The organism is Polynucleobacter sp. MWH-UH25E (genome assembly GCF_018687095.1).
Taxonomy (GTDB): domain Bacteria; phylum Pseudomonadota; class Gammaproteobacteria; order Burkholderiales; family Burkholderiaceae; genus Polynucleobacter.
Map to the genome: position 1 here is coordinate 536646 of NZ_CP061286.1, position 26840 is coordinate 563485.

The following is a 26840-nucleotide window of genomic DNA, read 5'->3' on the forward strand; positions in this document are numbered from 1 at the left end:
CCAAGTAAATCATTTCATAGAAAGAAGCTTTTTAAAATGAGATACCTTCTTGCACTCATCTCTTTCGTTATCATCTTTGCTTCATCAGCTGCTAGAGCGGATGCCAATATTTATCACTGCGAAGTGATGAGTGATGCATATATTAAGTCTGATGGGTCTTTAGAGGTAATGAGTGATAGTCCAAGAGTCGGACAAGAATTCACCGTGATTAAAAAATCTGGTGAAATCGTTGGTGATGTAATGGACTCCCTAAAAAATCCTAGGATTATTTCTAGAGGGGGTAATGGACAACCCTATAAGATTCTTTGGGAGCAAAAATCAGCTAGCAAGAATGGCATCTATGTGGACTATCTCAGTATTGATAATGTTCTTGGTAAGGAAGAAAAACCGTTTGGATTTTTCTCAGGCAGCATGCTGTTGGCAGGGATTTGTAGGTAAACCAAGATTTGAGGGGTCTCTCAAAAATTAAAAGAAACCTTTCCATAAAACGACCAGTCATATTGGCTATACGTCTGTATCACCTGTTTACTAGCACCAATTGCGAATAAGAAATTCTTGGTCACTCTATGTGTGATCATCCCATCGATCGGTACAAACCAGCCTCCACCAGCAGAGTTGTAAACAACCCCGTTTTCATCCCATAGTCTTAGTTGAGTATCGGGCGCCAATTGAAAACCCAGTGTTGGAAAAAGTTGTAGGTTGCGCACGAGAGGTGGTTGCGTCGGATTTACTTGTAGTGAATTGTTTTTAGTGTCAAACCCATACATATAGCGGGCTAGAGGAGAAAAGTCGGCCAGCTTTAAAGGATTATTTCCGCTAGGCCTAAAGCTAGCACCAGCTTGTGGGCCAATAGCCCATTGCCCATTATTGCCAAAGGGAAAAATAAGTCTCGCACCAAAATTAGCGCCAATCTCCGGCAGTAAGCCTGGATGATTGCCCCAATAAGTAAGCATGGTATTACCAGCACTATATTGCCCAGAACTTTGAGCTGGGAAACTTGGTCCATAAGAAGAAGCGTAGGAGGTATCTAGACGGATTGTTCCGCGAAACTGCTCTATATCTAGTGGATGGTAATAGCGTAGTTTGATTGTGTCGCTGTAGTTTTGATTGCCTTGATAGTCGTGATATCCCCAGAACTCTAAAATTTGATCTCTGGAATATTCGCCAGATATATTCTGGAAATAGGAGGAAAACTTATTCTCGTCCTCTGTTGCCCAAGTTGTGGAAAAGAAGAAACAAAGAAGAATCAGCGTCAGGATTTTGTATTTCAGCATTGGTCTCGAATTATGTCAGAAATTACTTAGGGTTATCCCTAGTAATTTTCAGAGATTAGCCTACATATCAAGGAATTATCTATCTTTGATAAACTTGCACCACCCCTGAATTTACTTACAAAAATTATGAAAACTCTGTCAAAAATTACTATTTTCCTTTGCATTGGAATTTGTGCCGGTTTAGCTCAAGCTCAAACTGCGAGTGAAGCTTCCCCTATGCCAAAGATTGCCGATAGTTGGCGTTTTGAAATTACTCCCTACATTTGGGGCCCTGGCATTAAAGGAACGCTCAACTTTAACAATAGTCTTGCAAAGTCAGCGGACATGAACACCAGCAATGTGTTGAGTGACCTGAAGTCTGGCGGCATGATTGCTGCTGAAGCCCACTATGGTAACTGGGGTATCATGGGCGACCTCGTTTCTGCAACTTTACAAAACTCTGGCTCCATTCCAGTTTATGGTGGTGCTGCGCACATTGCAGATAAGATTACTTTGCAACAGACCGTTCTTACTGGCGCTGCGACATACACTTTAGTGAATAACAAGGATGCATACCTTGATGGATTAGTGGGTGTTCGAGCAATTGATATTACCGCTACATTGAATGGCAATTTGGATGGCACCAACATCTCCAAAACCATTTCTAGCAAGACTTCTACAGTAGATCCTATTATTGGTGCCAAAGGGCGCTATCGCATCGCAGACTCTAGTTGGTATATCCCTGCCTACGCTGATATTGGTAGCGGTGGCGGCACCACTAATCTGACATGGCAGGTTGCTGCTGGTGTTGGCAAAACCTTCAATAACCTAATTGATGCTTCATTGGTTTATCGTGCGCTTTACTACGATATGAAGTCTGGCGCCGTTCTCCAAAAGACTACTATGCAGGGCCCTCAGCTCTCAGTAACATTTAAATTCTAATTTTTACCAATTAAAGACTCTCATTATGTTTTTGAAACTCGTAATCGCTGCTTTAGCAGCAAGCACAATTACTGCAGTCGCATTTGCTCAAGATATTCCAGCTCGTGCGGGTACTGTTGCTGTTGAACAATCAGGCGCTTTAGTGCCAAAGAAAGAAGTTGATAAAGAAGATATTGCTAAGAAATTAGCAAACCCAATTGCCAATATGATTTCTGTGCCATTGCAGTACGAATTTAGCCGTGGCGTTGGCTTGAATCAAGGTGGCTCAGAGCAGACTTTGCTATTTCAGCCGGTTGCTCCATTTGATTTGGGTGGCGGTGATATTTTTATCGTACGTCCTATTATTGCTGGTGCACGTGAGACCAGCGTCCAATATGCGCCAGGCAAATCCTTCTCTGGTTATGGCGTTGCTAGTGTGACCCTTGAGTCCTTCTATGCCCCCAATACCAACTCTTCATGGATTTGGGGTATTGGTCCTTACGCACAATCTCCTTCAGGTAATAGCGGGCACTTTGGCTCACAACAAACCGGTGCTGGTGTCACAGCAGTGGTGCTAAATCGTCAAGGTCCATGGACCTATGGTTTATTGGGTTATCAGTCATGGAATATGGGCGGTAACCCAGCGTTTGGTACGCAGAACAATTTGTATGGACAGCCTTTTGTGGCATACACCACTAAGGATGCATGGACTTATTCTGCAAATATGGAAGCCTTATACAACTATGACACCCATCGCACCTCTAATCCACTGTATGCCGGTGTTTCAAAGTTAGCTGTGATTGATGGTGTTCCTATTTCGTTTGGTGCGGGTCCAATCTACTACGTCAGCAATACACCTGGCGGCCCTTCAGGTTGGGGCGGACGCGCAACAGTTACTTTAGTTGTTTTGAAGTAATTCAATAAATCTAATGAACTGTGGGGGCTAAATTGAAAAACCCAAGATGCCCCCAATTCAATTAGTGCTGGCCGATGGAAATTAGAGCCGAGCATTACATGTTCAATCTCGAAGCGTTTGCTTTGGGTTGCCTGGTTCTAGTTGCTTGCGTGTTGATACACGCTTTATTTCTGATGTTTGTGGCCTATAGAAGTAAGCGGGAATTGGTATCGGCAGTTCACAAGAATCAAATTGCAGTCATTTACCTTCTATTTGTATCTTGTGTACTGTTATTACTTATTTCCCACATGGCGCAAATTTATCTGTGGGGTTTGGCCCTGTTTTATTTCAATGTTATTGATCATTTCCATGCGGCAATGGTTTATGCAGGTAGCACCTATACAACCGTGGGATTTGTGATTGATCCACTCCCGCTTCAATGGCAATTACTTTCAGTCATTATGGCTGTGTCAGGAATATTTTCCTTTGCGTGGAGTACGTCAATTATGTTTTCAATCTCACAGCAATTATTCAAAGTTCAAAAGTAAGCATCAATTTAATCATCTATACGTATGGAGAAAAAATGATCAAAAAATCTATTCTGAGTGTTGGCAAACGCGCGCTGTTTGCTTCTGTAGCAATCGCCTTGCTTGGTAATGCAAGTGCTACTGAATTTCTTGACCCGCCAACCATGGGCACCCCAAAAAATATTACTGTTTATGTTGCTAAAAAAGTAGTTACGATGGATCCATCAAATCCAACTGCTACAGCAGTAGCCGTTTCAGATGGCAAGATTCTTTCAGTCGGTTCTCTAGAGGATCTGAAATCATGGACAGATAAATACCCAACCCAAATTAATCGTCAGTTTGCGGATAAAGTGCTCTATCCAGGATTTGTGGACCCGCATGAGCATCCATTATTGGGTGGTTTGACATCTACTAGTTATCCTTTGACCTACTTCCCGCTTCCAAGTCCTTGGGGTAAACCATTTCCGGGTGTTAAAGATTTGTCAGCTGCTATTGCTAAGCTTAAGGAGTACTCTGCAGGAATTTCTAATCCTAATGAACCGCTATTAGCCTGGGGTTATGACATTGTTGCAATGAAGAAAATCCCGAATAAACAACTACTGGATGAGGTTTCTACGACAAGGCCAGTGTTTGTTTGGGATTCCTCTGAACACAACATTTTTCTGAATTCTGCTGCGCTGAAAAAATACATCACCAACCCGGATGAAGTAAAAAAAGTCATTGGCGTCGGAGTTGATCCTGATGGTAGCTTAAACGGTCAATTTTTGGGTGCGACCGCCAGCCCTCTGATTATTAAATATGCTGGCAAAGATTTATTTAGCCTCGAAAAGGTGGCTAAAGCATTGATGTATTCCAACGATATTGCTCAGCAGGCAGGCATTACCACTACCAGTGAGTTGACTTTCGGTGTATTTGATATCGAGGCCGAAAAAAAGCTCATGCAAAAATTCACAAGCTCCGACCTGACCTCTTTGCGAATTGAGGCTATCCCATATGCCATTCCTTTTGTTGATAAATATGGGGATCAGGCTGTAGCGCAGGTCCAAGAATTGCAAAAATTGAATACCGATCGTCTTTTTTATAAGGGTATTAAATTTATTAATGATGACGCTTTTTTAGCAAACACCATGAAAGTAAATAACCCTGGTTATATCGACGGTCATCAGGGAATCATGTTTTATCCAACTTACCAAGATTTTGCGAAAGTAATGCAGCCTTGGTGGAATGCAGGATTCCAGATCCACGTTCACTCAAATGGTAATGAGGGTAACGTAGAAGTTATCAATGCTTTGCAAGTGCTGCAGGATGAAAAGCCTCGCTTTGATCATCGCTTTACTTTTGAGCATCTAGGTATGCCCTCTACATCAGTAGTTCGTAAAATGAAAGTCTTGGGCGCAATTGCAAGTGTTAATCCTTCTTACTTTTATGACCGAGCTGGTCTTCAAGTTGAAACGGTTGGATCTGATCGTGCTGGATATCCAACTAGAGTTGGTCAGTTGCTAAGAGAGGGCGTTCCGGTTACCTTGCATTCTGATACACCGGTCACTCCCCCAGCACCGCTTACTCAGGCTTGGTCTGTGGTTACTCGACAAGGTCTTTATACCGGTAATAAAAAATGGGCTCCTGCTGAAGCGGTTACTCCAGAGCAGGCGATGAAAATGGTAACAATCGATGCAGCATATGCTCTCGGTCTAGAGAGCAAGGTTGGATCCATTGAGCCAGGTAAGTTTGCCGACTTTACTGTACTGGCGGCAGACCCCGTGACTGTGCCAAAAGAGAAGATCAAGGATGTGCCAGTTATTGGTACCGTTCTGGGTGGAAGATATATCCCTGTTACTGAGACCAAACAACCAAGACCATTCTGAGCTGATGATACGAAATAGTTGATTGCTCAAACCCTCATCAGAGATGGTGGGGGTTTTGCATTTAGGAATTACTCCCTTGGGGTTTTAATCATATTAAGGTAAAGAATGCCATCGAATACATTGACAGTTGCAGAGTATGTTGTTGAGCGTTTAGCGGACTTAGGTGTTGACCAGGTTTTTGGTGTTCCAGGCGATTACACTTTCCCTTTTGATGATGCGATTGAGGCATCCAAGCGAGTTAAGTGGGTTGTCTGTGCAAATGAACTTAATGCTGCTTATGCTGCTGATGGTTATGCGCGAGTTAATGGCGTTTCTATTCTTACTACAACCTATGGTGTAGGTGAGTTAAGCGCTATTAATGGCGTCATGGGTGCTAAGTCACAAAGACTTCCCGTATTTCATTTAGTTGGTGCTCCAAGTACGCAAATACAGAGACAGGGTTTAATTACTCACCACACTCTAGGTGATGGTGTGTACAACAATTTTCGTGGATTGTCTGAGGCAGCTTGCTGCGTATCCGCTCATTTAACTCCTGATAACGTCATCGAAGAGATGGAACGGGTTATTCGGGAAGCTTTGCGTTTGTGTGCACCAGCATACATCTGCGTACCTATGGATTTAGCCAAAATGCCCATCATTGGTAATCCGATTAAAGGGGTGCCACTAGCGCAGATCAGAAGAGTCCAAAGTGATCCTGCTGCATTGAATGCTGCTATCAACTTTATTCTTGGAAAAGTTCAAGCAAGCAAAAATGTTGTGGTGCTACCAACCCAGTTTGCTACTAATTACGGATTGACAGGCGCTTTACTTGCATTCTTGAATAAATCAAACTTTCCATTTGCTACTACACCTATGGATAAAGGGGTGATCTCTGAGGCGCACCCAAGTTATTTGGGTATCTATAACGGTATGAGCTCTGCCCCATCTAGCGTTAAGACTTTGGTAGAAAGTGCGGATCTCGTTTTAGATATTGGTGGCGTGGTATTTGAGGACTTCAACACCACCTTTTGGACTGATAGCCTTTCGAGTGCCAAGTTGCTCACCATAGGCGATCAATTTGTTCGCATGGGTAACACCATCTTTACGGGCGTCACTATGGGTGATGCGCTTCTTGGTTTAACTGAGCGGATTACTTCGGGGCCAAAGCTCAGTAACACCAATTCTCATTCGGTGATGCCATTAGTTGGCACTCCAACAGATCCAACCTCATCTGCTAATTTGTATCCACGAATTCAGAGAATGCTCAAATCGGGCGATATCTTGGTTGTTGAAACAGGTACTTGTGTGCTGCATACGACGCCAATGTTTCTCCCGGATGGCGTCGGTTTTCAAACGCAGACCTTGTGGGGATCTATTGGATGGGCAACACCTGCTGCAGAGGGTATTTGCATGGCCAACAAAAAGGGTAGGACCATTCTCGTTACTGGTGATGGCTCACATCAATTGACTGCCAATGAAATTGGGGTAATGGGTCGCTATGGCTTAAAGCCAATCATCTTTGTTTTGAATAATGCTATTTATGGTGTTGAGAATGTCCTAAGTGAAATCGGGCCTTCGTATGACGACTTAGCCAAATGGAATTATGCGCAAATACCGGCAGCGATGGGTTGCGGAGATTGGTTTGCTGCTAGAGTGGCTACCGTTGCCGAGCTTGATGCGGCAATTGAAAAAGCCAATACTTTTGATGGCGCCTCTTATATTGAGGTCATGATTCCTGCTTCCGAGAGTCAGCCATTACCACTCAACGTACAAAACCAAATTTATAGAACTAATATCCCTTCTTAAATCTAATATTGAATCTTAATCTTCAAACCTTGCGTGCCTCTATGAAAAATCTCAAACGATATTTCTTTATCTCTATCTCATTATTTTCTGCCCATGTCTTTGCAAATAATGCGACGGTATACTTTAATGGCGATATCCTCACTATGGAAGGCGATAAACCTCAGTATGTTGAGGCAGTTGTAGTGAAGGACGGCAAGATTGCCTTCACAGGCAACATGAAAGATGCAATGAGCCAAGCTGGCGCCAATCCATCAGTTCAGGATTTAAAAGGCAAGACCTTGCTGCCTAGTTTTATAGATGCATGGGGCCACTTTACTTTAATTGCTCAAAATACCTTGAGCGTTAACCTTGGCTATTTTTCAAATAAACCTCCCCATACCACTCAAGAGTTAATCGGCCGACTCAAGGCTGAGGCAAAACCATTAAATGGTTGGATTGTTGGTTCAGAATATGCGGATGCCTTTCTTGCAGATGGCCCGCTTACCATAGAACAATTAGACAAAGCATTCCCCAATCAACCAGTCTATGTAAATAATATTTCCACGATAGTGGGTATTGTTAATACCGAAGGTCTAAAGAAGCTTGGCTTTACTAAAGACACCAAAGTAGCGCAGGGAATGCTTCCGGTTGATCCAAAAACTGGCAAATTAACTGGAGTATTAATAGGCGATCCTAATTTCGAGGCAACTGCAAAGGTATTTGGGAAGTTTTCACGTGACTTAACGCTTCAGACTTATCGCAATGCTGAAAAGATATATCTCTCAAATGGTTTTACCACTGCGCAAAGCTATCAAACTACGGTTGAAGATATTCAGAACATGCGTCAAGCATCAGTAAGCAAGAAGATCGGCATCGATCTGGTTGCGTTACCGACCTATGATGTAGTGGATAAATTATTAGCCACCAACCCTAAGTATCCATTCGGTGTCTACACCGATGGTAAAGGGGGATTTAAGGTTGCCGGGATGATGGTTCCTACTGATGGCGCGCCACAATTACGCCTGGCTTATTTTAGTAAGTCTTATGCTGATACCGCGGGATTTCCGAACGGCTGGCGCGGTATAGATGCGGCACCACAAGAATTGGTGGATCGTTATGCAAAGTTAGCCTACGAGAAAAATATTCAATACTTTGGTTATTCCAATGGCGATGCTGGCATTGATATCACGCTATCTGCAATTTCGAAAGCTATTCGTGACACCGGCATTACAGATGACCGCAGAACTGCCATTTCACATTCCTTTTTTGTTCGCAATGATCAGTTAGATCAATATAAGAGCAATAAGATCATTGCTCAATTTATGCCTAATCATATTTGGATGTATGGCGATGTCTACAAAAAGATTCTAGGGGACGAGCGGGCTAATAATATGGTGCCGCTGGCTTGGGCTAAGCAAAAAGGGCTTCAAGCAGGTATTCATAATGACAATCCATCTTCAGGGCCAAGCGCATTATTTTCAATATGGACCGCAGTCAATCGTCAAATTTATGATGGTCAAACTTTAGGCGCTGATCAACGTACGGATCCATATACCGCTTTGCGTGGCTTTACTGCCGTACCAGCCTATATGTATAAAGAAGAGGCAAACAAGGGCACTATTACCCCTGGTAAATTTGCAGATTTGGTAGTGCTTGAGCGAAATCCATTGAAAGTCGAGCCAATGTCCATTAAAGACATTCAGGTACTTGAAACGATTAAGGACGGCAAGCAGTTATATGTTCGCCAATAGATATTTTGATGAAACAGGGAATTGAATAATATGAAAAAAGTAATCTCAGCTTTTGCTCTAGGTATATGTTTGGGCGGCGTTTCTTTTTCGGTGCTTGCAGATCCACCGGTAGCGCCTTTTTATGAGTCCGTTATGAAAATGGCCCCAGAAGGTAAATTGGGTCAAGTAATCAAAAAAGAACAAATTAAGACTTCCATTCATGGCGCTCAAGCATGGCGAGTTGCTTACATTTCCTCTGATGTAAATGACAAGAAGACCATTTCAACTGGTCTCATTGTGGCGCCTACTGGCCCAGCTCCAAAAGAGGGTAGGCCAATTATGTCTTGGGGACATGGCACAACTGGCACCGCACAGAATTGTGGCCCTTCACAAGTATTGAATCCCGCTGTGCCACTCAATGAGTACTACTTGATTGGTGGAAATTCTTGGACGGATTACGGAATTCCAAGTTTGCAAGAGTTCATCAGCGAAGGTTATGTGGTTACTGCAACGGATTATCAGGGCTTAGGTGGTGGAGGACGCCACCAATACGTTGTTGCCTCAACTAATGGAATTGATATGATCAATGCAGCAAGAGCTGCTGCATCTATGAAAGAGCTTGGCGCTGGTAAAAAAACCATTATTTATGGTTGGTCTCAAGGTGGTGGTGCCGTCATTGCGGCAACAAGCATGCCCGAGTATCTTGCTAGAAAGGGAACGGCTGCAGACAATCTTCAGTTAATTGGTGGAATTGCTTTAGCGCCGCAAGATATTGCCATTGTGATGCCTGGAGCAACAGCGGATGAAGCAAGTGCTCAAAAAGCTTTAGGGGGCACGATAGGCATGTTCACCGATAACATATTCAACTTTACTCATATGGCAATGGGTATGTGGGGTACGCAGTCGGCCAATCCTCAGCTAAAGCTAAACGATATCTTTACAGATGAGGGCGTGAATGTACTCAATGAAGTATTTGGTAACAAGTGCATGCATGCTGGCGCTGATACCTTAAATTTCAATTACGGCACAAACTATAAGTCTCTATTGAAAGATCAGATCTCGAATTCTCTGGAGTGGACTAAGGCAATGATTAAGGCAAGCGTTAATCCAGTAGTGCCTACTTCTCCAGTAGTCATTTATTGGGGAACTAAAGACACTACCAATCCTCCAGTGATGGGCAAGTTATATCAAGAGCAGATGTGTAAATTGGGAGGTAACGTGAATCGTGTGCAGTTACCAGGAGAGCAATCTCACTTTACAACGCCAGGATCATCCAAGCCCTTTTATATACAGTGGGTTAAAGATCGTTTAGCTGGTAAACCCGCTGAAAATAATTGTGCCATTGCGGCAACTTTGGGTAGTTAATTATTCGTCTTTGTTGAAATTCAATTATCTAAGGAATCTTTTTTGAAAAATCTGCACATCTTTTTTAGCCGTTTGTTCGTAGTGCTATGTTTGGGTTTATTGAGCATGGGCTACGCGCATGCTCAATTTAGCTCTATTTTTGGCGGTAGCCAAACCAAGGATCAACAAAGAGCGGCGATTCTGAAAACCAACTCAGAAATTCTGGCTAAGTTGTATGCTACCGAGCCAAGGGCAAAATCCTTAATTGAAAAGTCACCTGGATATGCAGTTTTCAGTAACTTTGGAATGAAGATTTTTATCGCGGGTGGTGGCTCTGGTAAGGGGGCTGTATATCAAGCAACCCCAAAAAAGATTACCTATATGGATATGGTTGAGGTGCAGGCAGGCTTGGGCCTTGGTGTTACTTCATTTCAGATGGTGTATGTCTTTCAAACCCAAGAGGCAATGAATGATTTTGTCAATTCTGGATGGACTTTTGGTGGTCAAGCTTCAGCTGCGGCAAAGTATCAGAATCAAGGGGATTCGTATCAGGGTGCTCAGTTAGTTGCCCCTGGAATTTTGGCCTACCAACTGATTGACTCGGGTTTAGCTGTGGATATTACGGCTAAAGGAACTAAATACTATAAAGATAGCGACTTAAACTAAGCATAATTCAAATCTATTCTTTTATTCATTAGGATCATTTTATGAAAACTAAACTATTAAGCCTTACTGCAGCCTTAGCATTAGTTGCTTGCGCTGCTCCAGTGACCCAACAAGAAATCGCACAAGCGAAGTTTCCGCCTCAGCCCAATAAGGCTGCAGTAGATAAGGAAGTTAATACCTATCTTAAGTCAGCCCTTAATAATCCAGACATGGCAACAAAAGAATGCTCGCCACCGCGTAAAGCATGGGCTAGAGCGTTGTCATTTGAAGCACCAAAGTTTGGCTGGATGGTGGTATGTGATGTCAATGCAAAAGAGCGATCTGGTGGTGATGGCCCGATGAAGACCTATATGTTCTTATTTGCTAATGATGGAAACTATACCTATGATGCCGCTTCATTTGGCAGTCTTAGCAACAATGTTCAGTTCTTGGATCTAATGAAGTAACGGAAAGTAACTACAAGTAATTGATCATTGCTACAGTCACTAAAACCACCTTCGGGTGGTTTTTTATTGTCTTGAAAGACTAAAAGACGTTCAGTGTTCAGTAAATAAGCGAACCCTTGCCAGATTCAATGAGTTTTAAGGAGTGCTGCCTTAAGCTTTCAAGGATTTTCAGTAATTTGCTTCTGGTTTCATTATCAAGCGGAGCCTTGGGGTTTGACTGTTCAATGCCCAAGTTTAATTCTTCCAACTCTTTGACATTCTCTTCTGATTGCTTGTTACGAATCCCGGTTAATTGATATGTTTTAAAGTAGAGACCTGCAATATTGACATGTTCATATTCGGGGGTTACGGCGCCAAAACTTTTCGTCATCGGTGTTAGGGCGTATTGGGCTTCACCAATTGTTTTGGCTTTTTTTACCAAATAGTCCATCGCATTTAAGCGGTTTTCAATTTCAAACTCACAAGTCAGAAATTCTTTTTGGGCGATGAGCTTTTGGGCGTAATGATGGCTGGTGGACTGATAGAGGGCAGCCCCGCCACTCAAGAATACTGAAGATAGTAGCCAGAGGCCAAAGTTACTATTAAGTAGGTCAAAGACCTTATTCCAAATGGTTTGTTCAATCTTCAGCACATTTTCTTCGGCCGATTGCGCCTCAGCCTTCAGTTTCTGAGCGATCTCATGCCGATACTTCTCTTCAATCTCAATGAGTCGTTTCTTTTCTTCGCTAAGCATTATTTTTTAAGGTAGTCAGTTTATATATGTCAGGATATACATAAGGTAATACGTCCTATTATTGATTAGGGTTTATACCAATTATTGAAGGAATGTCTCTAGAAAGCAGGTAATTAAGAAGGGGGTAATTTACTTACATCGGATGTATTGTTGGCTGGGGTCTTCATAAAGCTCGCTAACTATATATTGGCGTGAGAGCTTAAATGTATCAATCCATTAAGATTGAGCAAATTCATTATGGGGGGTGTAAATGAAGATTGCTTTTAATCAATCAATCAAGAGTGTTTTCCTATTAACAGTTGTTCTTGTTGGATCTTTTGTGATGACTGCATGTGATAAAAAACCTGCTACTACGGCTAGTACTGCTACTACAGCGACTGCGACCGCCACAGCTGCCCCATTTAAAGCGGAGGTAAAGTACGCCCAGGTTGGGGATGTGAAACTAGCCTATTACATTCGTGGCACAGGTGAGCCCCTACTAATGATTAATGGTTTCCTTTCAACGATGTCCTTATGGGATCCGGCGCTGATTGAAGAGTTGGCAAAAAATTATCAAGTGATTTCTTTTGATAATCGTGGTGTAGGTCTTTCAACCGATACAGCAGAAAATCACACGACAATAGAGCAAATGGCTGATGACGCAGCTGGCTTAGTTCAGGCTTTAGGATTTAAGAAGGTAAATATTTTGGGATGGTCTATGGGTGCTCGTATTGCCCAGCAGTTTCTGATTCGTCATCCTGAACTGATTAATAAAGGCATCCTAGCTGCTGCCAACCCTGGCGGTAGCCATCAGATTCCCGCTTCAAAGGATGTTGAGAGCAAATTAAATAATCCTAATGTTCCTGAGATGGAAAAATTGGGCTTATGTTTCCCAGATAATGCTGCCGGCAAATTGGCTGCAGTTGAGGCCTTGGCTCGCATCAAGTTGGCAGTAGAAAACGGATCTCTTCCGAATGACTTTAAGGTTTCCAAAGAAACTGCAATTCGCCAAGACCGCGCTCGTACTACTTTATGGAGTAACAATCAAAGCAACTTCAAGGATCTGAAGAATATTAAAGTCCCAGTATTGGTTTCAGATGGTCGCTACGATGAGATTGATATTCCTAAAAACTCCCAGTTGATTGCCAACCAGATTCCATATTCATGGTTAGCCTACTATGATGGTGGACATGCATTCTTGTTCCAGCAGCATGCCCGCTATGCTCAAACAATTGATGCCTTTTTGAAATAAATCTTAGAATCAAAAGAAAGGCCCCTTGATTTTTCTGGGGGTCTGTATATAAAGGATCGGTCTGGCCAGCCGATGATGCGATAGTGTTACTAAATTATTAAAACAAAGGATCGAATTATGAGAATGAGTATTTCTTCACTACTTACCCTAGCAGCAGGCCTAGTATTAACAGCCTGTGCTCAACAAACAGAGTTGATACCTACTAATGGCCAATCACCAGAGCGCTATAACCAAGACCGCGGAGCTTGTATAAAAGAGTCCAATAAATTCTACGGTAATAGCGGTGGCGATCCATCAGAGTCTGATGTATTTTTGCAGTGCATGAAGGCGAAGGGTTATCAAGTTAAGCAAAAGTTCTAATCCATTGGTATGTAGTTTGGCTTTAACCGCAATTTCTATTGCTAAAATTTTTAATTTAACCCATTAACAATACTTCAATATCAAGGTCTGATAATGCGCTTTTTACACCAACTGATGATTTCATCTGCTGTCTTGATTGCCCAATCAGCAATCGCAGGCGGTACTGCGGATACTATTTTTTATGGCGGCCCAATAGTTACCGTCAATGCAAAGAATGAAGAGGCGCAAGCTTTAGCCATTCAGAATGGCAAGATTGTTGCCGTTGGTACAAAAGATGCGGTTACTAAAGATTGGCAAGGCAGCACTACAAAGGTCATTGATCTTAAAGGCCAAACTCTCATGCCGGGATTTGTTGAGCCCCATGTTCACATTATCGGCACCACGATTGGCGAAGTATTGGGTTTAAATTTGTCGAACTTTACTTTGCCTTATGACACTTTGGATACCTTGGCTACTAAAATGAAGGCGCACCTTAAAACATTGCAGCCTGGTCAGTGGCTGGTGGGCTTTGGGGTTGACCCTTCGCGTACTCAGCCATTTATGGCCGAATTAAATGCAGATATCTTGGATAAGGTGTCTACTACCGTACCCATTTTTATTGTTAATCAATCTGGTCATATCGCTTATGTGAATCACAAAGCTCTTGAATTGGCTGGCGTGAATGAGAGTGCGCCTAATCCTGGCGGTGGTGGCAAGTACCTCAAGGACTCTAGAGGGAAGTTGACTGGTGTATTGCTCGAAGCGCCTGCATTTTCTGCGTTTATGGCAAAGATGCCTCCGCCCACTCCAGCGCAATTGGCTGGCGGTGTTAAGAAAACTGCGCAAATGATTGCCTCTGCGGGCGTTACTACTTCTGCAGAAATCACCGTGGGTTTTAATTTGGGATTAGAGAATGAAATTAAGCTCTTTAAAGAACTTACAGCAAATGAAGGCCTACCAATTCGGGTGAGAGGGTATTTATATGGTCCCGCCATTCCCGCTGGGTTTAATGCAATTAAGCCTGGAGACGGTGATGACCGTCTTCGATTTGTGGGTGTGAAATATGTTTCTGATGGATCTACTCAGGGTCTCACTGCAGCACTAAATGACCCTTATGCCTATCCTAAGGGTACAAAAAATACCGGTGACTTAGATTACGGCACCGATGATCTCTATAAGCAAATCAAAACTTACTTTGATCAAGGTTGGCAAATTGCTGTGCATGCAAATGGCGATCGTGCCTTAGATCAAACCCTGGGTAATTATGAAAAATTGCTTGCTGGTAATCCTCATCCAGAAGAGCGTCGCTTGCGGATTGAGCACTTCACTATCAATACTCCCGACCATGTGAAAAGAGCAGTAAAACTTGGGGTCATTCCTGGTTTCACGATAGGTCACGTCGATTATTGGGGCGAGGCGTTCCATGATCATATTGTGGGTGCTCAGCGCGCTGATCGTATCGATCCTTCAGCAGACTTTAAAAAAGCGGGTGGACGCTTTGCCTATCACAGTGATTCCCCGGTTTCAAATGTCAGCCCTCTAAACTATATTTCTGAGGGTGCGGGCCGTTTGTGGCAAAAGCCACCACGTAAAGTGTTGGGTCCGGATGAGCGGGTGAGTGTTGATGATGCTATTCGTGCGGTCACTATTAATGCTGCCTATGAAATGTTCTCTGATGACAAAGTGGGTAGCTTGGAGGTTGGTAAACAAGCTGACTTGGTAGTGCTTTCTGCAAATCCTAGAAAAACCCCAGTAGATCAAATTCGTAATATCAAAGTGAAATCCACTTGGATTGACGGTAAGCAGCAATCCTGGCAATAAGCATTACCCTACTTGCCGTCTTAGTTTTGAACAAAACCACCTTCGGGTGGTTTTTTGTTATCCATAATCATGTTTGTCGGTTTATCCGACATCTAATATGCCAAAGCGAATCGAATCAAGACTCTTGAATCTAGCAAAATCCAATAGATACATAAATACTCCATTCAACCAAATGAAAAGGGATCACATTGCTGTGACCCCTACGTGTTGCTGATGGACTAGCAAAATTTAGGCTCGCCACTGACGTGCCATCTTAGTTGGTTGGGGATTGGTAAACCGTTTTTCCACCAACGATCGTCCTAATTGCTTTTACATTCTTTAGATTCTCTTTTGGAATGGCAAAGATGTTGTCGGATAGCACGGTCATGTCAGCATATTTTCCAACTTCAATAGTGCCTTTGACTTTATCTTCCCCAATTGCTTTTGCAGGCCAAATAGTCCACATTCTTAAAGCGTCTTGTACGGAAATTGCTTCTTGAGGTTCAAACAATCCTTTGTCTGACTGTCTTGTAACGGTTGCGTAAATAGCTTTAAAGGGGTCAATATTCCCGAGGTAGATGCCAGTCATATCAGTGCTGGCCGCTGGCTCAAGCCCGGCATTAATCAATGTCTTAAATTGGTAGCCAGTCTTGGCTCTTTCTACTCCCATATTTTCATAGTCGGCATTCACTAATTCCAGTAACCAGATTGGTTGTACTGAAATATGCAGATTGTCTTTTTTGAGTGATTGCGCACGCTCGAGTTGTTTCGGTGTTAACTGAAACATTCCAAAATGCTCTATTCGCTTAATTGAATTATTCGTTTGGCTTTTTGAGATATTGCTATAAGTGTTCAAGCCAATATCGGCGGCAGCATCTCCAGAGCAATGGAGCATGCTCGCTTTTTGGTTCTGATTCGCAATTTTTGCAAATGCAGTTGCTGAATTTTGATCGGTAACTAATGTTCCCTTGCCCCCGGGTGGGTCGGTATCCATCACCCCAACATAGGGTTCATACATAAATCCTGTTCGGCAATCATTTTCTCCGTCAACCCATGCTTTGATTGCAGCAAAGTGATAGTAGGAAGGGTCTGCTTGGGGCGGCATTTCAAATACGCTCAAATCAGTAGGCATGCCCTTGCCATTAGGTGCAGCCCATACTGAGACGGTATACCGAATATTTGGTCTCGGTGTTGATAGAGAAACACTTTGCAAGACAGGAACGGCAGCGGCGGGTGTAATAGCCATTACAGAGGTAAAGCCATAAGAGTTCCAAAATTGCGCAATATCTTTGGCGTAGTAGCGTGCGATTTCTTGTGGAGAGGGGCTGCCTGGAATATCACCCATACCATCGGTGATAACACCTGTTGGTTCTACATTGGCATCGGCCAATACGCCAGCACCATGAGGTAGTTTTGTGACGCCTTTCTTAACCCCCATTTTTGCTAGACCAGCACTATTGGTAATGGCCATGTGTGCACCATTGGCAACAATGACAGGATTGTTGGGCGCAACTTGGTCGAGCTCTGCTTTGGTAGGTAAACGTTTTTCAAGAAATTTATTCTCACTGGCTGACACACAGGCTACATAAATCCACTGATCTTTTGGGGTTGTTTTGACTCGATCTGCAATGTTTTGTAGCGCCTGTTTAACTGAGGGCGTATTCGGATATCTAGCGTCCACCCAATCTTCTTTGAGCCAAATGGTTTCCATAGGGTGTGTGTGAGCATCCACAAATCCCGGCACTACCAATTGCTTTTGCAGATCAACGATTTGCGTATTGGGCCCCGCGTAAGATTGGATCTTCTTATCAGACCCAATAGCAATGAATTTTTCATCTTTAATTGCAACGGCGCTTGCTGAGGATTGTTTGCTATTTAGTGTCTGAATTTGCCCATTGATATAGATGATGTCAGCAGAGCCATTTGGTGAGCTAGCGTAAACCATTCCGCTTGCAATGATAGAAACGAGCGCAATAGCCAAAATGCTCATAAGTGACTTCTTCATAAGAAATTCCTCACCATGGTGTTAGATATCATTTATTACATCAGTATTTTGATCAATCAAATTGATTTAAGTCAAAAGGCCTAGATTCAATTATGCGCCCGGAGAATGCCTTTGATAGGGGTGGGGTAGCGCAGAATTTTTTATGGGAGGCTCATGAATTATTGGGTTTTCCACCCGCTAATTTCCGTAACCAAAAGAAAAAGCCCCAAGATTACTCAAGGGGCTTTTGTATAACTGGTGGGTCGGGCGAGATTCGAACTCGCGACCAACGGATTAAAAGAAGTCGTGGGTCTTCAAAACCCTATATAGCATAAGGCTTTAAGTGACCAAAATATGAACGTGCGATTGACTGTGCGATTGCTTTTTGGTGCAAAGTTCGAATCTATAGACCGGATTTCGAACTTTTGAGCGTTACTTAAGTAACGGTACTTCTTCTTGCTGGGGCGCTGGTTGAGGAGGAGATTTGATGAATTGCTTAAATCTGCTGGTATTAAATAACAAGCCGCTTTGGCGGCCTGTTATTTGCATTAAAAATTAAGCTTTTTTTGCGTAAGCAGAGCACCAGCCTTTACCGGAAACTTGTTTGCCGGCAAACAAAGAGCAACCACCTGCAGCAGCATCGGCTTTTCCCTGGAATAAAGCGCAGTTACTACATTGCTGACCAGCGGCGTATTTGGCGTACTTTGCCTTGTCTACTTTCGAGGCATCTGCCTTGTAGCCTAATGCAGCAGCTTGTGGATCGGCCTCAGCAACCATGGCTTGGGCTTGAACCTTACCGTTTAATGCCAAAGTGCAAGCACCAGCGGCGGACAAAATCATAAATTGACGACGAGTGGATTTCATATGGACTCCAGATTAAGTGTAAAAATTTAAATAAATTCTAATAAAAACATTGTGAGTTATTTCTGATCTCGGGTTAACTCTACACGCCTTTATCTAAAACAGGTTTCAATCGCTTCATATTTTCCATTAATGGCTGGAATGGGCCGTACTTATGTTGCTCGGCAGAAGCGCCATCTACATAAGGGGGGAATGCTGCATCAACTGGCTTATTCCAGCGAGCAGGAAAATCTTTATCTAAATTCGATTTGACTGGACGTGGCTTACTTAGGATATAACCAGCTACATCATAAGCTTGCTCATCGGATAGCATTGGCTGACCATGTGATGTGCCGAGGGGCATATTAGTCTTTATGAATGCTGCTGCCGTTAATAAACGGTTCATACCGGCACCGTTATTAAACGTATCCTTTCCCCATAATGGGGGGAATGTATAGCCTTTTGCTTCACCCACTTTTCCGTTCCTCAGTCCAGCACCATCTTGGCCATGACATGCCGCGCATTTTTCAGCATATACCTTCTCGCCCAAGGCTGGATTAGACGCTCTATCTGGAGGGGTGTATTTTGGCAATCCTTGGCCCTCTACAGCGCCGCCCACTGGAACACCTTTAGACAAGAAGTGAATATAGGTAGCAAAAGCTTTCATTTCTCGGCTATCAAATGGAAGCACTTTGCCATTCATACTTCTTTCCATGCAACGATTGACCCGTTCTTCAATAGTGCTGACATCGTTTTCACGTCCCCTGTATTGAGGAAATGTTGCTTGCGCGCCAACCCATGGCATCGCAAACTTTTTTGTCGCAGCTTCTTGATGGCAGTTAGTGCAGGCTAAGTTATTGCCGGCATAACGCATTTTTTTATCGGCAACCTCGGGACCAATAACTTCAAATGTTTTTTCTGATAATTGTTTTCCATAGCGCACTAATCGACCATAGTGATCATTTGGAAGGCTATCGACGTCATATTTTTTACCAAGATCGTCGGTTTGTGCCATGGCAATAACCGGGGCGATGAGCAGTAGCAGTAAAAACTTATGGAACTTCATATGGAACCCTAATGTTGGTTAAAAATTCTAGTCATTAACTCTTGACGCAGCATGATCTATGTCATGAAAAGAGTCTTTTGCATGATTTAGATCAAATACATTTGTTTAACCGCTTTAAAAACTTGACTTTGTTGATCGATTTAATATTATATAACTTAATATATTATTAAAACCTTAAATGAGGCCAATTACTATGGAAACGACAAGCGGACAGGCTAAGCAGACGCAATATATGAACCCCCTTATGGCGGGAATTTTGCTAGGACTGGTTTTGCTGGCAACTTTTGTCAATACTGGTCATGGTCTTGGGGCTACTGGCTTTACTACTAGATTGACTGCCTGGATTGGGATGCATGCCGCCCCGGTTGCTACTAGCGCTAATGATTATCTGGGTGGCATGGTGGAGGATGGAAACCCACTGAGTGCTTGGATTACATGGCAGGTAATTGGCGTGGCAATCGGTGCACTCTTATCAGCATTTCTAGCAAAGCGAATTCATATTCAATTAGATGGAAAAAAATACCTAGGTGGTGCTAAGCGTCCTGTTACAGCTCTATTGGGCGGATTGCTTGCTGGTTTTGGTGCGCGTATTGCCGCAGGCTGTACTAGTGGTCTTGGGCTATCTGGGGCAGCAGTACTGAGTTTGGCTGGATTTACCTTTTTAGTCACATTCTTTGCAGTTGGACTTTTGGCTAGTCGCTTGATGAAGGAGAAAAAATAAGATGAGTGAAATTTTATCGGGACTTCTCTTAGGAATAGGGTTTGGTTTTGTACTGGAGCGTGCCGGTTTCGGTAATCCCAATAAGTTAACAGGGCAATTTCGCTTAAGCGATTGGTCGGTATTTAAGGTGATGTTTACTGCGATTGTGTTTGCATCAGTTGGTCTACTTGTATTAGAGAAGGTCGGTGTTGTAGATGCAGGCAGTCTATTTGTCCCTCCAGCGTTTCTAGGGGCAGCAGCAATCGGAGGAGCTTTGGTGGGCGCTGGATTTGCAATTGGGGGCTATTGCCCCGGAACTTCGGTTGTCGGATTTATGTCTGGACGCATTGATGCCGCAATCTTTTTAGTTGGATTGCTATTGGGAACGGTGCTATTTGCAGGAATTTATCCTGGTATCGAATTCCTAACAACGATTGGCGAGTACACAAAGGCAGATTCATTGCCAGATGCCCTTCATGTTTCAGTGTTATCTGTCGATGTAGTGATGGTTATCGCAGCAATCGGAGTGTTTGTTCTGGGATCTTGGATGGAAAAGAAATGCAAGAGTTCTAGTTGCGAAACTTCAGTCTAATTTTTAAAGGAGAAGTCTATGTCTAAAAAATCTACCGTAGCAGCATTAGCTCTGGCTTTAGCCAGCCTATCAGCAGCTCCATTCGCACATTCTGCAGATGCACCGACAACCCCTGCAGGTGCCGAGCAAAAAAATCCTTGTGGCCCTAAAAAGGAGTCTGCTAACCCATGTGGACCAGCAAAGAAAAAGGCGGCTAATCCCTGTGGGCCAGCCAATCCTTGTGGTCCTAAAAAGCGTAAAGCTGCAGAGTAATTAATCTATGCTCACCCAATCCAATCTTTGGTTAGCGGCGCAGGAGCTGGCAAGTATTCAGATGCAGTACGCCAAGTCTGGCCGTACTCTTAGTGAGGCTGCACTATGTGGTGCTAGGGATTTTGTTGAGTGGCAGCATTATCCAAGCGAAGACCTGGTAGATAAAGTGAGTGGCTACGAGTTTTATTACCACGCCCATTCTCTTGGTGAAATGCCTAAAGGAGAGCATGGGCATTTTCATGTAATTAAACGTGAAAAAAATTCATTTCATCATTTAATTGGGATTGCCCTAAATCAGCAGGGGATCCCGGTGCGTTTGTTTACTACCAACCAATGGGTAACTGGTGAGGATATGGCAGATGCGATGCGAGTCATTCAATCTCTTAGTGGTTTTGAGATGGCCGTCAAAGGTCGCATGGCTCCAGTCTGCAGATGGATAAGCTCCTTAATTAGATTATTTTTTGTAGAAATTGAAGTGCTAATTTTGGAGCGAGATCAAAAAATCCACCGCTTAACAAAAGAAATTGGTGATCGAAAGCTCGCGCTAGATTCAAAAGAAAATCATGTATTAACTGAGCGAAAGATTGACTTGATGGGTCGTCTTTCTGAGTGTTTATTAGATGTAAATTCATAAAGGGGTGTATATGAAAAAAATGCAATGGCTTTTAGCTATCGTTTTAAGTGGATTGGTTAGTCTGGCCCAAGCGATCAACTTGCCTGGCCCTGTAGTTAGTGCTGATTGGTTGTCTAATAATCTATCTGAGGTTCAGGTGATTGAAGTGAGAACTGATCTCGCTAGTTACCTGAAAAATCCAGAATTTGATACTGATAAAAAAACTGGCAAGAAGTTTCTGGTTGAAGTGGGTGGCCATATAACAAACTCCAGTCTTCTGGATTTTAAAAAGGTACGTGCAGAGCGAACTGTTGATGGTAAGAAAATTAAGTTTTTGATTCCGGAAAAGGCTGATTTTGAGAAGTTGGTGCAATCTCTGGGCGTGAACTCTGATAAGCCAATTGTGCTTGTTCCTATTGGTCAAGATATGTCTGACATTGACGAGGCATTAAGGACCTATTGGACATTTAAGGTCTACGGCGAAGATCAAGTTGCCGTGCTGGATGGTGGTATTGCCGGTTGGTTAGGTGAGGGACGCAATTACGAAACCGCTAACAATCAAAAAGCAGCTGGTAACTGGTCCGCAAAGGCCTATCGCAAAGAATTGATTGCTAGTTCTGATGAGGTTGCTGCCGCATCAAAAGGCGGTAAACCACAATTGCTAGATGCTCGTCAGCCTGCGCAGTATTTAGGACTTGCTAAGCGTCCTGATGTCATGACATTTGGTCATATTGCTGGCTCTAAAGAATTGGCTCCTGAATTATTAGCAAAGCCAACGAATGGCGCTTTATATTTCTGGCAGAAAAATACTTATGATGCCTTATTGGCGGCCAATGGCCTGAGTGCAAAAGGTCCAACAATTGCCTATTGCAACACTGGGCATTTGGCAGCAGGTGGCTGGTTTGTCATGTCTGAGCTTGTAGGAAACAAGTCAACCAAGCTGTATGATGGCTCCTTATATCTGTGGACACTAGAAGGACGTCCTTTAGTAGGTGTGCCACTTAACTAAGAATATTCGTATGCCCGTCTTAAAAACTAATATCAACCTCAAAAAGATGCAGTCATCAGCAGATGATGCCTGCCGTTTGATGAAAGTGTTATCCAATAGAGATCGGATGATGCTGTTGTGTCAGATTAGTCAAGGTGAGAAGTGTGTCAGTGAGCTTGAAGAATGTCTTGATATACATCAGCCAACCTTATCTCAACAATTGACGGTTTTGAGAAATGAAGAATTAGTTCAGACCAGAAGAGAGGGTAAGCAAATTTTTTATTCCCTCTCTAATGAGGTGGCATTAGAGGTGATGGATGTCTTATATAGAAATTACTGTAATAGATAGCTAAAGGAGTTTGAAGATGAAATGCAACGTTGGTGGTGTCGATCGTATTTTGCGTATGGCAGTGGGATTGGTATTAATGGGCTTGGCTGCTACTGGAATTGTTGGCGCTTGGGGATGGATCGGTGTTATTCCACTTGCCACGGGTTTATTTAGATTTTGCCCGGCATACCCAATCCTAAAAATTAACACCTGTGGAACTGGGGCTGCTTGCAAAGGCGGTCGTTGCGAGAAATAACTTCATCATTAATGGGTGGCTTTTGTATTCTAGTTTTGTAATGTTTAAAAATAGTCATCCATTTCATATTCATTTGGTGTAAGTTAGTCGCATGAAAACCATTGAGATTAAGAGTGCCTGGCAGGGCGTAAGTGATTGTGAGAATTGCTCGATTAGAAGTTCGGCATTATTTGCTGAATTAAATGAAGAGGACTTCTCAAAAATACACAGCCCCATTGACGACTTAAGTTTTGATGCAAATACAGAGATTTATGCTCAAGGGGATTCAGCCCAGTCCTTGTATACATTACGCAGTGGTTATGTCAAGATTTTGCATATTAACTCTGATGGTTCCGAGCGTATCGTTAGGATCGTTTTGCCTGGTAATCTATTTGGTATGGAGGCATTGCTAGGCGATCGATATGAGCATGCTGCTGTTGCCTTGACCAATGCACATGTATGCCGAATTCCAAAACAAATTATTGTGAGTTTGGGTGAAGAGTCACCACGATTACATAGGCAAATTGTTCGTAAGTGGGGAGAGGCTCTACTTCAATCAGAATCTTGGTTTTCTGAAATCAATACCGGAAGAATTGAAGTGCGCTTAGCGCGATTTTTCCTCAAGTTGGCTAAAGAGTCTGGATCTCATGCACTTGCACCGCTCTTTAAGCGCGAGGATATGGGTTTGATGATGGATGTTAAATTTGAAACAATTAGCCGGGCTTTAGCATCCATGGCAGAGCAGGGCCTTATTTCCAACATTACTAGACTATCCGTCCAGATCCCGAGTATCCAGGTACTTCAAGAATTTGCTAAAAAGGGACTTTAGCGTTCAATATACATCCGACACATAATAGTAAGGCATATAGATGAACGCCTAATATATTGATCGGTATCATTTTTCTCAAATGAGATTGATTCATTTCGCCGCTTTTTAATTTAATAGCACAGAACCAAAAAATGGGCATGACCAAAATAGTTGCCATGGTCTGCAAAGGGGCAAAATCCCCTTGAATAGCAAAAATTTGTAGCAGGTATGCACATAGCGGAAAAGATGAGTACCAAATCCATAGATGTTTTGGGCTTGATTGAACTGCTAACGTCATTTTCTGTGAGCTTTTATCTGCATTAATGTCTGGAATCTGATTCAAAAATAGGATGTTGGCAACCATTAGTCCGTATGCAATGGCAATGGGAATAATTTCAATATCAATGACCTCCGATTGCAAAGCTGAAAATCCAATAACAACCAAGGACCAAGAGAGTGCAATTGCAATCTCACCAAGAACCCCGTGCGACATAAGCTTAAAAGGTGGCGCTGAATACATCCATAAGAACATTGCTCCAAGGATTCCAATTGGCAACAGTTTCCAGGTGGTCATAAAGCAAAGAAAAAGACCAAGGATCGTTGCCAGCAGTAGTAGCAGAATTCCAAATTGATAAATTTGCTTAGGCTGAAAAATATTTAATTGTATGAAGCGGCTTCCGCCAGTAAAGGGCGAGACTCGATTTGAATTGATTAAGTCAGATCCATTTAAGTGATCAAAATAATCGTTTAATACATTGCCTGCGGCATGTGCTAGTAACGCCATTGCCAACGCAAGGAGGTTGATGGTCCAATTGGGATTGTTTGTTAAATTTCCAAAAACAAAACCAATCAAACAACCAAAAATAGTAATAGTAAGAAAAGCTGGCCTAGTTGCTAAAAAATACTTTATAGCTGTACTCATATTGCCTTTAATACAAGCTGTTCTAGTTGCGCTGGCGGAAGTGCGCCAGAGATTCGCTCAACTTCAGCCCCATTCTTAAATATTGCCAATGTAGGAATTGAGCGAATATTAAATTGTTGGCCAATCGAAGGATTAGCCTCGGTATCTATTTTGATGTGCAGGATTTTTTCACCGTGCCTCTTGGCGCTTGCTTCGAAGGTGGGGGCAAACATCTTACAAGGCCCACACCAAGGCGCCCAAAAATCAACAATGATTGGCAATTTACTCTGAGTCAACACTTCCCTAAAACTTGCCTGATCAGCATCAATTGGGCCCAAAAGAAGATTGGATTTACACGATCCACAGATCGGTTTGTGATTGATCCGATCTAGAGGTAGTCGATTAAATTTATTACAGCTTGGGCATTTGATAAGCATCATTTTCCCCCTTTATTTGATGTAAATCATGAACTTATTATGGAGGCGAATCAAGTCTTTATATTTTGATTTGGATCAAAGAGCTTAATTTCTATAAGGTCAGAATGAATCAACGTGATATAAGGAGGCCGTATATGCTACTAGAGTTATTCGGAACATTTGCTGGTCAATTGAGCTTGGCAGTGATTCTTTTTATGATTGGGATGTTTGTATTTTTTATTAGATTATTTGTCAAAAAAAGCGCTCAAATAAATGACTAAGTTGTTGAATCGCCTTCCGGGCTTTCAAACATCGCCTCCTGGTAAGGAAAGATGGATCTTGCGTCAAGCCCCTTTTTGGACGCTAATGGGAACATTAGCAATTTTGATGCCTTCATTCTTGACGCGTATCATTTCCTCTGACCCTAAGGTGGCTGGTAATTCAGGTTTAATTGATATCTTAGTGATCGCAACCTTGATATGTTATTGGATTGCGATTTTTACTATCGTTATTGGAGCTTACATAGTCGTGCTAATGAAAGGGCCGGCGTATGTTGCTGATGCGTATCCCTTAGAGGACTCTGATAGGCTCAAGGGCTAATTAGTTGCGCTAGCCTCGACTCAAATTAATTAGCAATCTTAGGCTCGAAATAATTTATTGATAAGCCTTAATGAGTTTTGCTGTTTCTCAATCAAGCCTTCTGCTTCCATCTTGGATAGCGAGCGGTAAAGCGCTTCATGTGTAATACCAAGTTCTGAGGCAAGTGACTTGTAGTCAGATTCCAGCACTAGAGTTCCTTGCTTTCCATCGGTTTCAATCAGATGAATCAATTTGCTTTTAATGTCTTTTAGCCCAAGTCTCTCGGATTGGGTGCGAAGGCGCATGATTTCTCTGCTTAAGAGCTTGATCCACTTTGAGGAAAATTGTTCATCTTTGAGGGAGCTTCTAAAAGATTGGATCGGTAGGGTAATGGCTGTGCCAGCATGGGTGGCAATTGCATCGCAGTGATATACGTCTGTTAGTAGGCTGGCTTCACTCAAAAAGCCCCCTTTGCAACGTTGCAAGATTGTCGCCTCTCCATGAGGATTTGATCTACTTAGCACCGCTTCTCCAGACACAATAAAAAACATGTATTCAGGGGCTTTTCCTAGGTGAAAAAGGTATTCACCCTTGGCAAAGGGGTGTGCTTTGCACTGACTTAAAAGTGCATCTGGCAATAGTTCTTTGAGGGTTTGGGGAATATACAGATCCATATGATCAGAATCATACGTCTTTTTATGGCCCAGACCAATAATGAACATATACAAAAGGGGGGTGATATGGAAACAATCAATTTAAAAGTAACGGGAATGACCTGTGGTTCATGCGTGAAGCATGTAGAAAAAGCGCTGAGTGCAGTTCCAGGCGTGCAAGCAGTAGTCGTAGATTTATCTGCTGGTACGGCTAGCGTGACTGGAGATCTTCCAGGCGACGCAAGCTCTTTGTTGGCTGCCTTGGACGCGGATGGTTATCCGTCAACCATTGGCTTGGCAGATGTTGCTTCAACGGAGCAGGGTAAAGGCGGTGGTTGTGGCGGTCAAAGTTGCTGTTGTCATTAATTAAA

32 protein-coding genes are annotated in these 26840 nt (G+C 42.9%); 24 read left to right on the forward strand and 8 right to left on the reverse strand.

Going from position 1 to position 26840, the window contains the following annotated elements:
- Window positions 1-36 precede the first annotated feature (36 nt).
- A complete protein-coding gene (locus ICV39_RS02895) occupies window positions 37-438 on the forward strand; it encodes a hypothetical protein (RefSeq protein ID WP_215390396.1) in 402 nt (133 codons plus the stop codon).
- Between the two features lie 20 nt (window positions 439-458).
- On the opposite strand, the gene ICV39_RS02900 is transcribed toward ICV39_RS02895, so the two are convergent.
- Window positions 459-1274, reverse strand: a complete 816-nt coding sequence (locus ICV39_RS02900) for a hypothetical protein (protein WP_251372716.1) — start codon at window positions 1272-1274, stop codon at window positions 459-461.
- Between the two features lie 126 nt (window positions 1275-1400).
- Between ICV39_RS02900 and ICV39_RS02905 the strand changes: the two genes are divergently transcribed.
- From ICV39_RS02905 to ICV39_RS02945, 9 genes are all read left to right on the forward strand, one after another.
- Window positions 1401-2195, forward strand: coding sequence for a hypothetical protein (locus tag ICV39_RS02905; RefSeq protein ID WP_215390397.1), 795 nt, complete (start codon window positions 1401-1403; stop codon window positions 2193-2195).
- Between the two features lie 25 nt (window positions 2196-2220).
- Window positions 2221-3090, forward strand: a complete 870-nt coding sequence (locus ICV39_RS02910; RefSeq protein WP_215390398.1) for a hypothetical protein — start codon at window positions 2221-2223, stop codon at window positions 3088-3090.
- Window positions 3091-3188: 98 nt separating this feature from the next.
- Window positions 3189-3617 carry a hypothetical protein gene (locus tag ICV39_RS02915; RefSeq protein ID WP_215390399.1) on the forward strand — a complete coding sequence of 143 codons (429 nt, stop codon included), beginning with the start codon at window positions 3189-3191 and terminating at the stop codon, window positions 3615-3617.
- Window positions 3618-3652: 35 nt separating this feature from the next.
- A complete protein-coding gene (locus ICV39_RS02920; RefSeq protein ID WP_215390400.1) occupies window positions 3653-5461 on the forward strand; it encodes an amidohydrolase in 1809 nt (602 codons plus the stop codon).
- 105 nt (window positions 5462-5566) lie between these two features.
- Window positions 5567-7246 carry an alpha-keto acid decarboxylase family protein gene (locus ICV39_RS02925; protein ID WP_215390401.1) on the forward strand — a complete coding sequence of 560 codons (1680 nt, stop codon included), beginning with the start codon at window positions 5567-5569 and terminating at the stop codon, window positions 7244-7246.
- 41 nt (window positions 7247-7287) lie between these two features.
- Entirely contained in the window at window positions 7288-8976 is a 1689-nt protein-coding gene (locus ICV39_RS02930; RefSeq protein WP_215390402.1) for an amidohydrolase, read from the forward strand.
- A 30-nt stretch (window positions 8977-9006) separates the two neighbouring features.
- Window positions 9007-10320: a lipase family protein gene (locus tag ICV39_RS02935; protein ID WP_215390403.1), complete on the forward strand. Its 1314-nt coding sequence runs from the start codon at window positions 9007-9009 to the stop codon at window positions 10318-10320.
- 42 nt (window positions 10321-10362) lie between these two features.
- Entirely contained in the window at window positions 10363-10965 is a 603-nt protein-coding gene (locus tag ICV39_RS02940) for a YSC84-related protein (RefSeq protein WP_251372717.1), read from the forward strand.
- A gap of 41 nt (window positions 10966-11006) precedes the next feature.
- Complete coding sequence (locus ICV39_RS02945; RefSeq protein ID WP_215390404.1) at window positions 11007-11411, forward strand: hypothetical protein; 405 nt, start codon at window positions 11007-11009, stop codon at window positions 11409-11411.
- Between the two features lie 97 nt (window positions 11412-11508).
- Here ICV39_RS02945 and ICV39_RS02950 read toward each other — a convergent pair whose 3' ends face one another.
- Window positions 11509-12144 carry a hypothetical protein gene (locus ICV39_RS02950; protein WP_215390405.1) on the reverse strand — a complete coding sequence of 212 codons (636 nt, stop codon included), beginning with the start codon at window positions 12142-12144 and terminating at the stop codon, window positions 11509-11511.
- 250 nt (window positions 12145-12394) lie between these two features.
- Between ICV39_RS02950 and ICV39_RS02955 the strand changes: the two genes are divergently transcribed.
- From ICV39_RS02955 to ICV39_RS02965, 3 genes are all read left to right on the forward strand, one after another.
- Window positions 12395-13375, forward strand: coding sequence for an alpha/beta fold hydrolase (locus ICV39_RS02955; RefSeq protein WP_215390406.1), 981 nt, complete (start codon window positions 12395-12397; stop codon window positions 13373-13375).
- Between the two features lie 117 nt (window positions 13376-13492).
- Window positions 13493-13735, forward strand: a complete 243-nt coding sequence (locus tag ICV39_RS02960) for a hypothetical protein (RefSeq protein WP_215390407.1) — start codon at window positions 13493-13495, stop codon at window positions 13733-13735.
- Window positions 13736-13828: 93 nt separating this feature from the next.
- Window positions 13829-15535 (forward strand): amidohydrolase, encoded by a 1707-nt coding sequence (locus tag ICV39_RS02965; protein WP_215390408.1) that lies wholly within the window; start codon window positions 13829-13831, stop codon window positions 15533-15535.
- A gap of 253 nt (window positions 15536-15788) precedes the next feature.
- Here ICV39_RS02965 and ICV39_RS02970 read toward each other — a convergent pair whose 3' ends face one another.
- From ICV39_RS02970 to ICV39_RS02980, 3 genes are all read right to left on the reverse strand, one after another.
- Window positions 15789-17519, reverse strand: coding sequence for an amidohydrolase (locus tag ICV39_RS02970; protein ID WP_215390409.1), 1731 nt, complete (start codon window positions 17517-17519; stop codon window positions 15789-15791).
- A 534-nt stretch (window positions 17520-18053) separates the two neighbouring features.
- Window positions 18054-18362, reverse strand: a complete 309-nt coding sequence (locus ICV39_RS02975) for a high-potential iron-sulfur protein (protein ID WP_215390410.1) — start codon at window positions 18360-18362, stop codon at window positions 18054-18056.
- A 79-nt stretch (window positions 18363-18441) separates the two neighbouring features.
- On the reverse strand, window positions 18442-19404 hold the full coding sequence (locus ICV39_RS02980; RefSeq protein WP_215390411.1) for a c-type cytochrome: 963 nt from the start codon (window positions 19402-19404) through the stop codon (window positions 18442-18444).
- A gap of 193 nt (window positions 19405-19597) precedes the next feature.
- On the opposite strand from ICV39_RS02980, the gene ICV39_RS02985 reads away from it, so the two are divergent.
- The 8 genes from ICV39_RS02985 (at window position 19598) to ICV39_RS03020 (ending at window position 23941) form a co-directional block, all read left to right on the forward strand.
- Window positions 19598-20125 (forward strand): YeeE/YedE thiosulfate transporter family protein, encoded by a 528-nt coding sequence (locus tag ICV39_RS02985; RefSeq protein WP_215390412.1) that lies wholly within the window; start codon window positions 19598-19600, stop codon window positions 20123-20125.
- Between the two features lies 1 nt (window position 20126).
- Window positions 20127-20696 (forward strand): YeeE/YedE thiosulfate transporter family protein, encoded by a 570-nt coding sequence (locus ICV39_RS02990; protein WP_215390413.1) that lies wholly within the window; start codon window positions 20127-20129, stop codon window positions 20694-20696.
- Window positions 20697-20714: 18 nt separating this feature from the next.
- On the forward strand, window positions 20715-20948 hold the full coding sequence (locus tag ICV39_RS02995; protein ID WP_215390414.1) for a hypothetical protein: 234 nt from the start codon (window positions 20715-20717) through the stop codon (window positions 20946-20948).
- A 7-nt stretch (window positions 20949-20955) separates the two neighbouring features.
- The gene (locus tag ICV39_RS03000) at window positions 20956-21582 is read left to right on the forward strand and encodes a hypothetical protein (RefSeq protein ID WP_215390415.1); all 627 of its coding nucleotides are present in this window, start codon (window positions 20956-20958) and stop codon (window positions 21580-21582) included.
- 10 nt (window positions 21583-21592) lie between these two features.
- Window positions 21593-22570, forward strand: a complete 978-nt coding sequence (locus ICV39_RS03005) for a sulfurtransferase (protein ID WP_215390416.1) — start codon at window positions 21593-21595, stop codon at window positions 22568-22570.
- A 10-nt stretch (window positions 22571-22580) separates the two neighbouring features.
- The gene (locus ICV39_RS03010; RefSeq protein WP_215390417.1) at window positions 22581-22898 is read left to right on the forward strand and encodes a metalloregulator ArsR/SmtB family transcription factor; all 318 of its coding nucleotides are present in this window, start codon (window positions 22581-22583) and stop codon (window positions 22896-22898) included.
- Between the two features lie 16 nt (window positions 22899-22914).
- Window positions 22915-23133 carry a DUF2892 domain-containing protein gene (locus tag ICV39_RS03015; RefSeq protein WP_215390418.1) on the forward strand — a complete coding sequence of 73 codons (219 nt, stop codon included), beginning with the start codon at window positions 22915-22917 and terminating at the stop codon, window positions 23131-23133.
- A 91-nt stretch (window positions 23134-23224) separates the two neighbouring features.
- Window positions 23225-23941 carry a Crp/Fnr family transcriptional regulator gene (locus tag ICV39_RS03020; RefSeq protein ID WP_215390419.1) on the forward strand — a complete coding sequence of 239 codons (717 nt, stop codon included), beginning with the start codon at window positions 23225-23227 and terminating at the stop codon, window positions 23939-23941.
- On the opposite strand, the gene ICV39_RS03025 is transcribed toward ICV39_RS03020, so the two are convergent.
- Together ICV39_RS03025 and trxC are read right to left on the reverse strand one after the other, a co-directional pair.
- A complete protein-coding gene (locus ICV39_RS03025; protein WP_215390420.1) occupies window positions 23925-24842 on the reverse strand; it encodes a prenyltransferase in 918 nt (305 codons plus the stop codon). The genes ICV39_RS03020 and ICV39_RS03025 overlap by 17 nt on opposite strands.
- Entirely contained in the window at window positions 24839-25261 is a 423-nt protein-coding gene (gene trxC / locus ICV39_RS03030) for a thioredoxin TrxC (RefSeq protein WP_215390421.1), read from the reverse strand. Before trxC ends, ICV39_RS03025 begins: the two co-directional genes overlap by 4 nt.
- 131 nt (window positions 25262-25392) lie before the next feature.
- Here trxC and ICV39_RS03035 point away from each other — a divergent pair, with 131 nt between their 5' ends.
- The gene (locus ICV39_RS03035; RefSeq protein ID WP_215390846.1) at window positions 25393-25518 is read left to right on the forward strand and encodes a DUF3149 domain-containing protein; all 126 of its coding nucleotides are present in this window, start codon (window positions 25393-25395) and stop codon (window positions 25516-25518) included.
- Window positions 25511-25837, forward strand: a complete 327-nt coding sequence (locus ICV39_RS03040) for a hypothetical protein (RefSeq protein ID WP_215390422.1) — start codon at window positions 25511-25513, stop codon at window positions 25835-25837. Before ICV39_RS03035 ends, ICV39_RS03040 begins: the two co-directional genes overlap by 8 nt.
- Window positions 25838-25875: 38 nt before the next feature.
- Here the strand turns inward: ICV39_RS03040 and ICV39_RS03045 are convergent, their stop codons facing one another.
- Complete coding sequence (locus tag ICV39_RS03045; protein ID WP_215390423.1) at window positions 25876-26490, reverse strand: Crp/Fnr family transcriptional regulator; 615 nt, start codon at window positions 26488-26490, stop codon at window positions 25876-25878.
- Window positions 26491-26556: 66 nt separating this feature from the next.
- Here ICV39_RS03045 and ICV39_RS03050 point away from each other — a divergent pair, with 66 nt between their 5' ends.
- On the forward strand, window positions 26557-26835 hold the full coding sequence (locus ICV39_RS03050) for a heavy-metal-associated domain-containing protein (RefSeq protein WP_215390424.1): 279 nt from the start codon (window positions 26557-26559) through the stop codon (window positions 26833-26835).
- The last annotated feature ends 5 nt before the right edge of the window (window positions 26836-26840 follow it).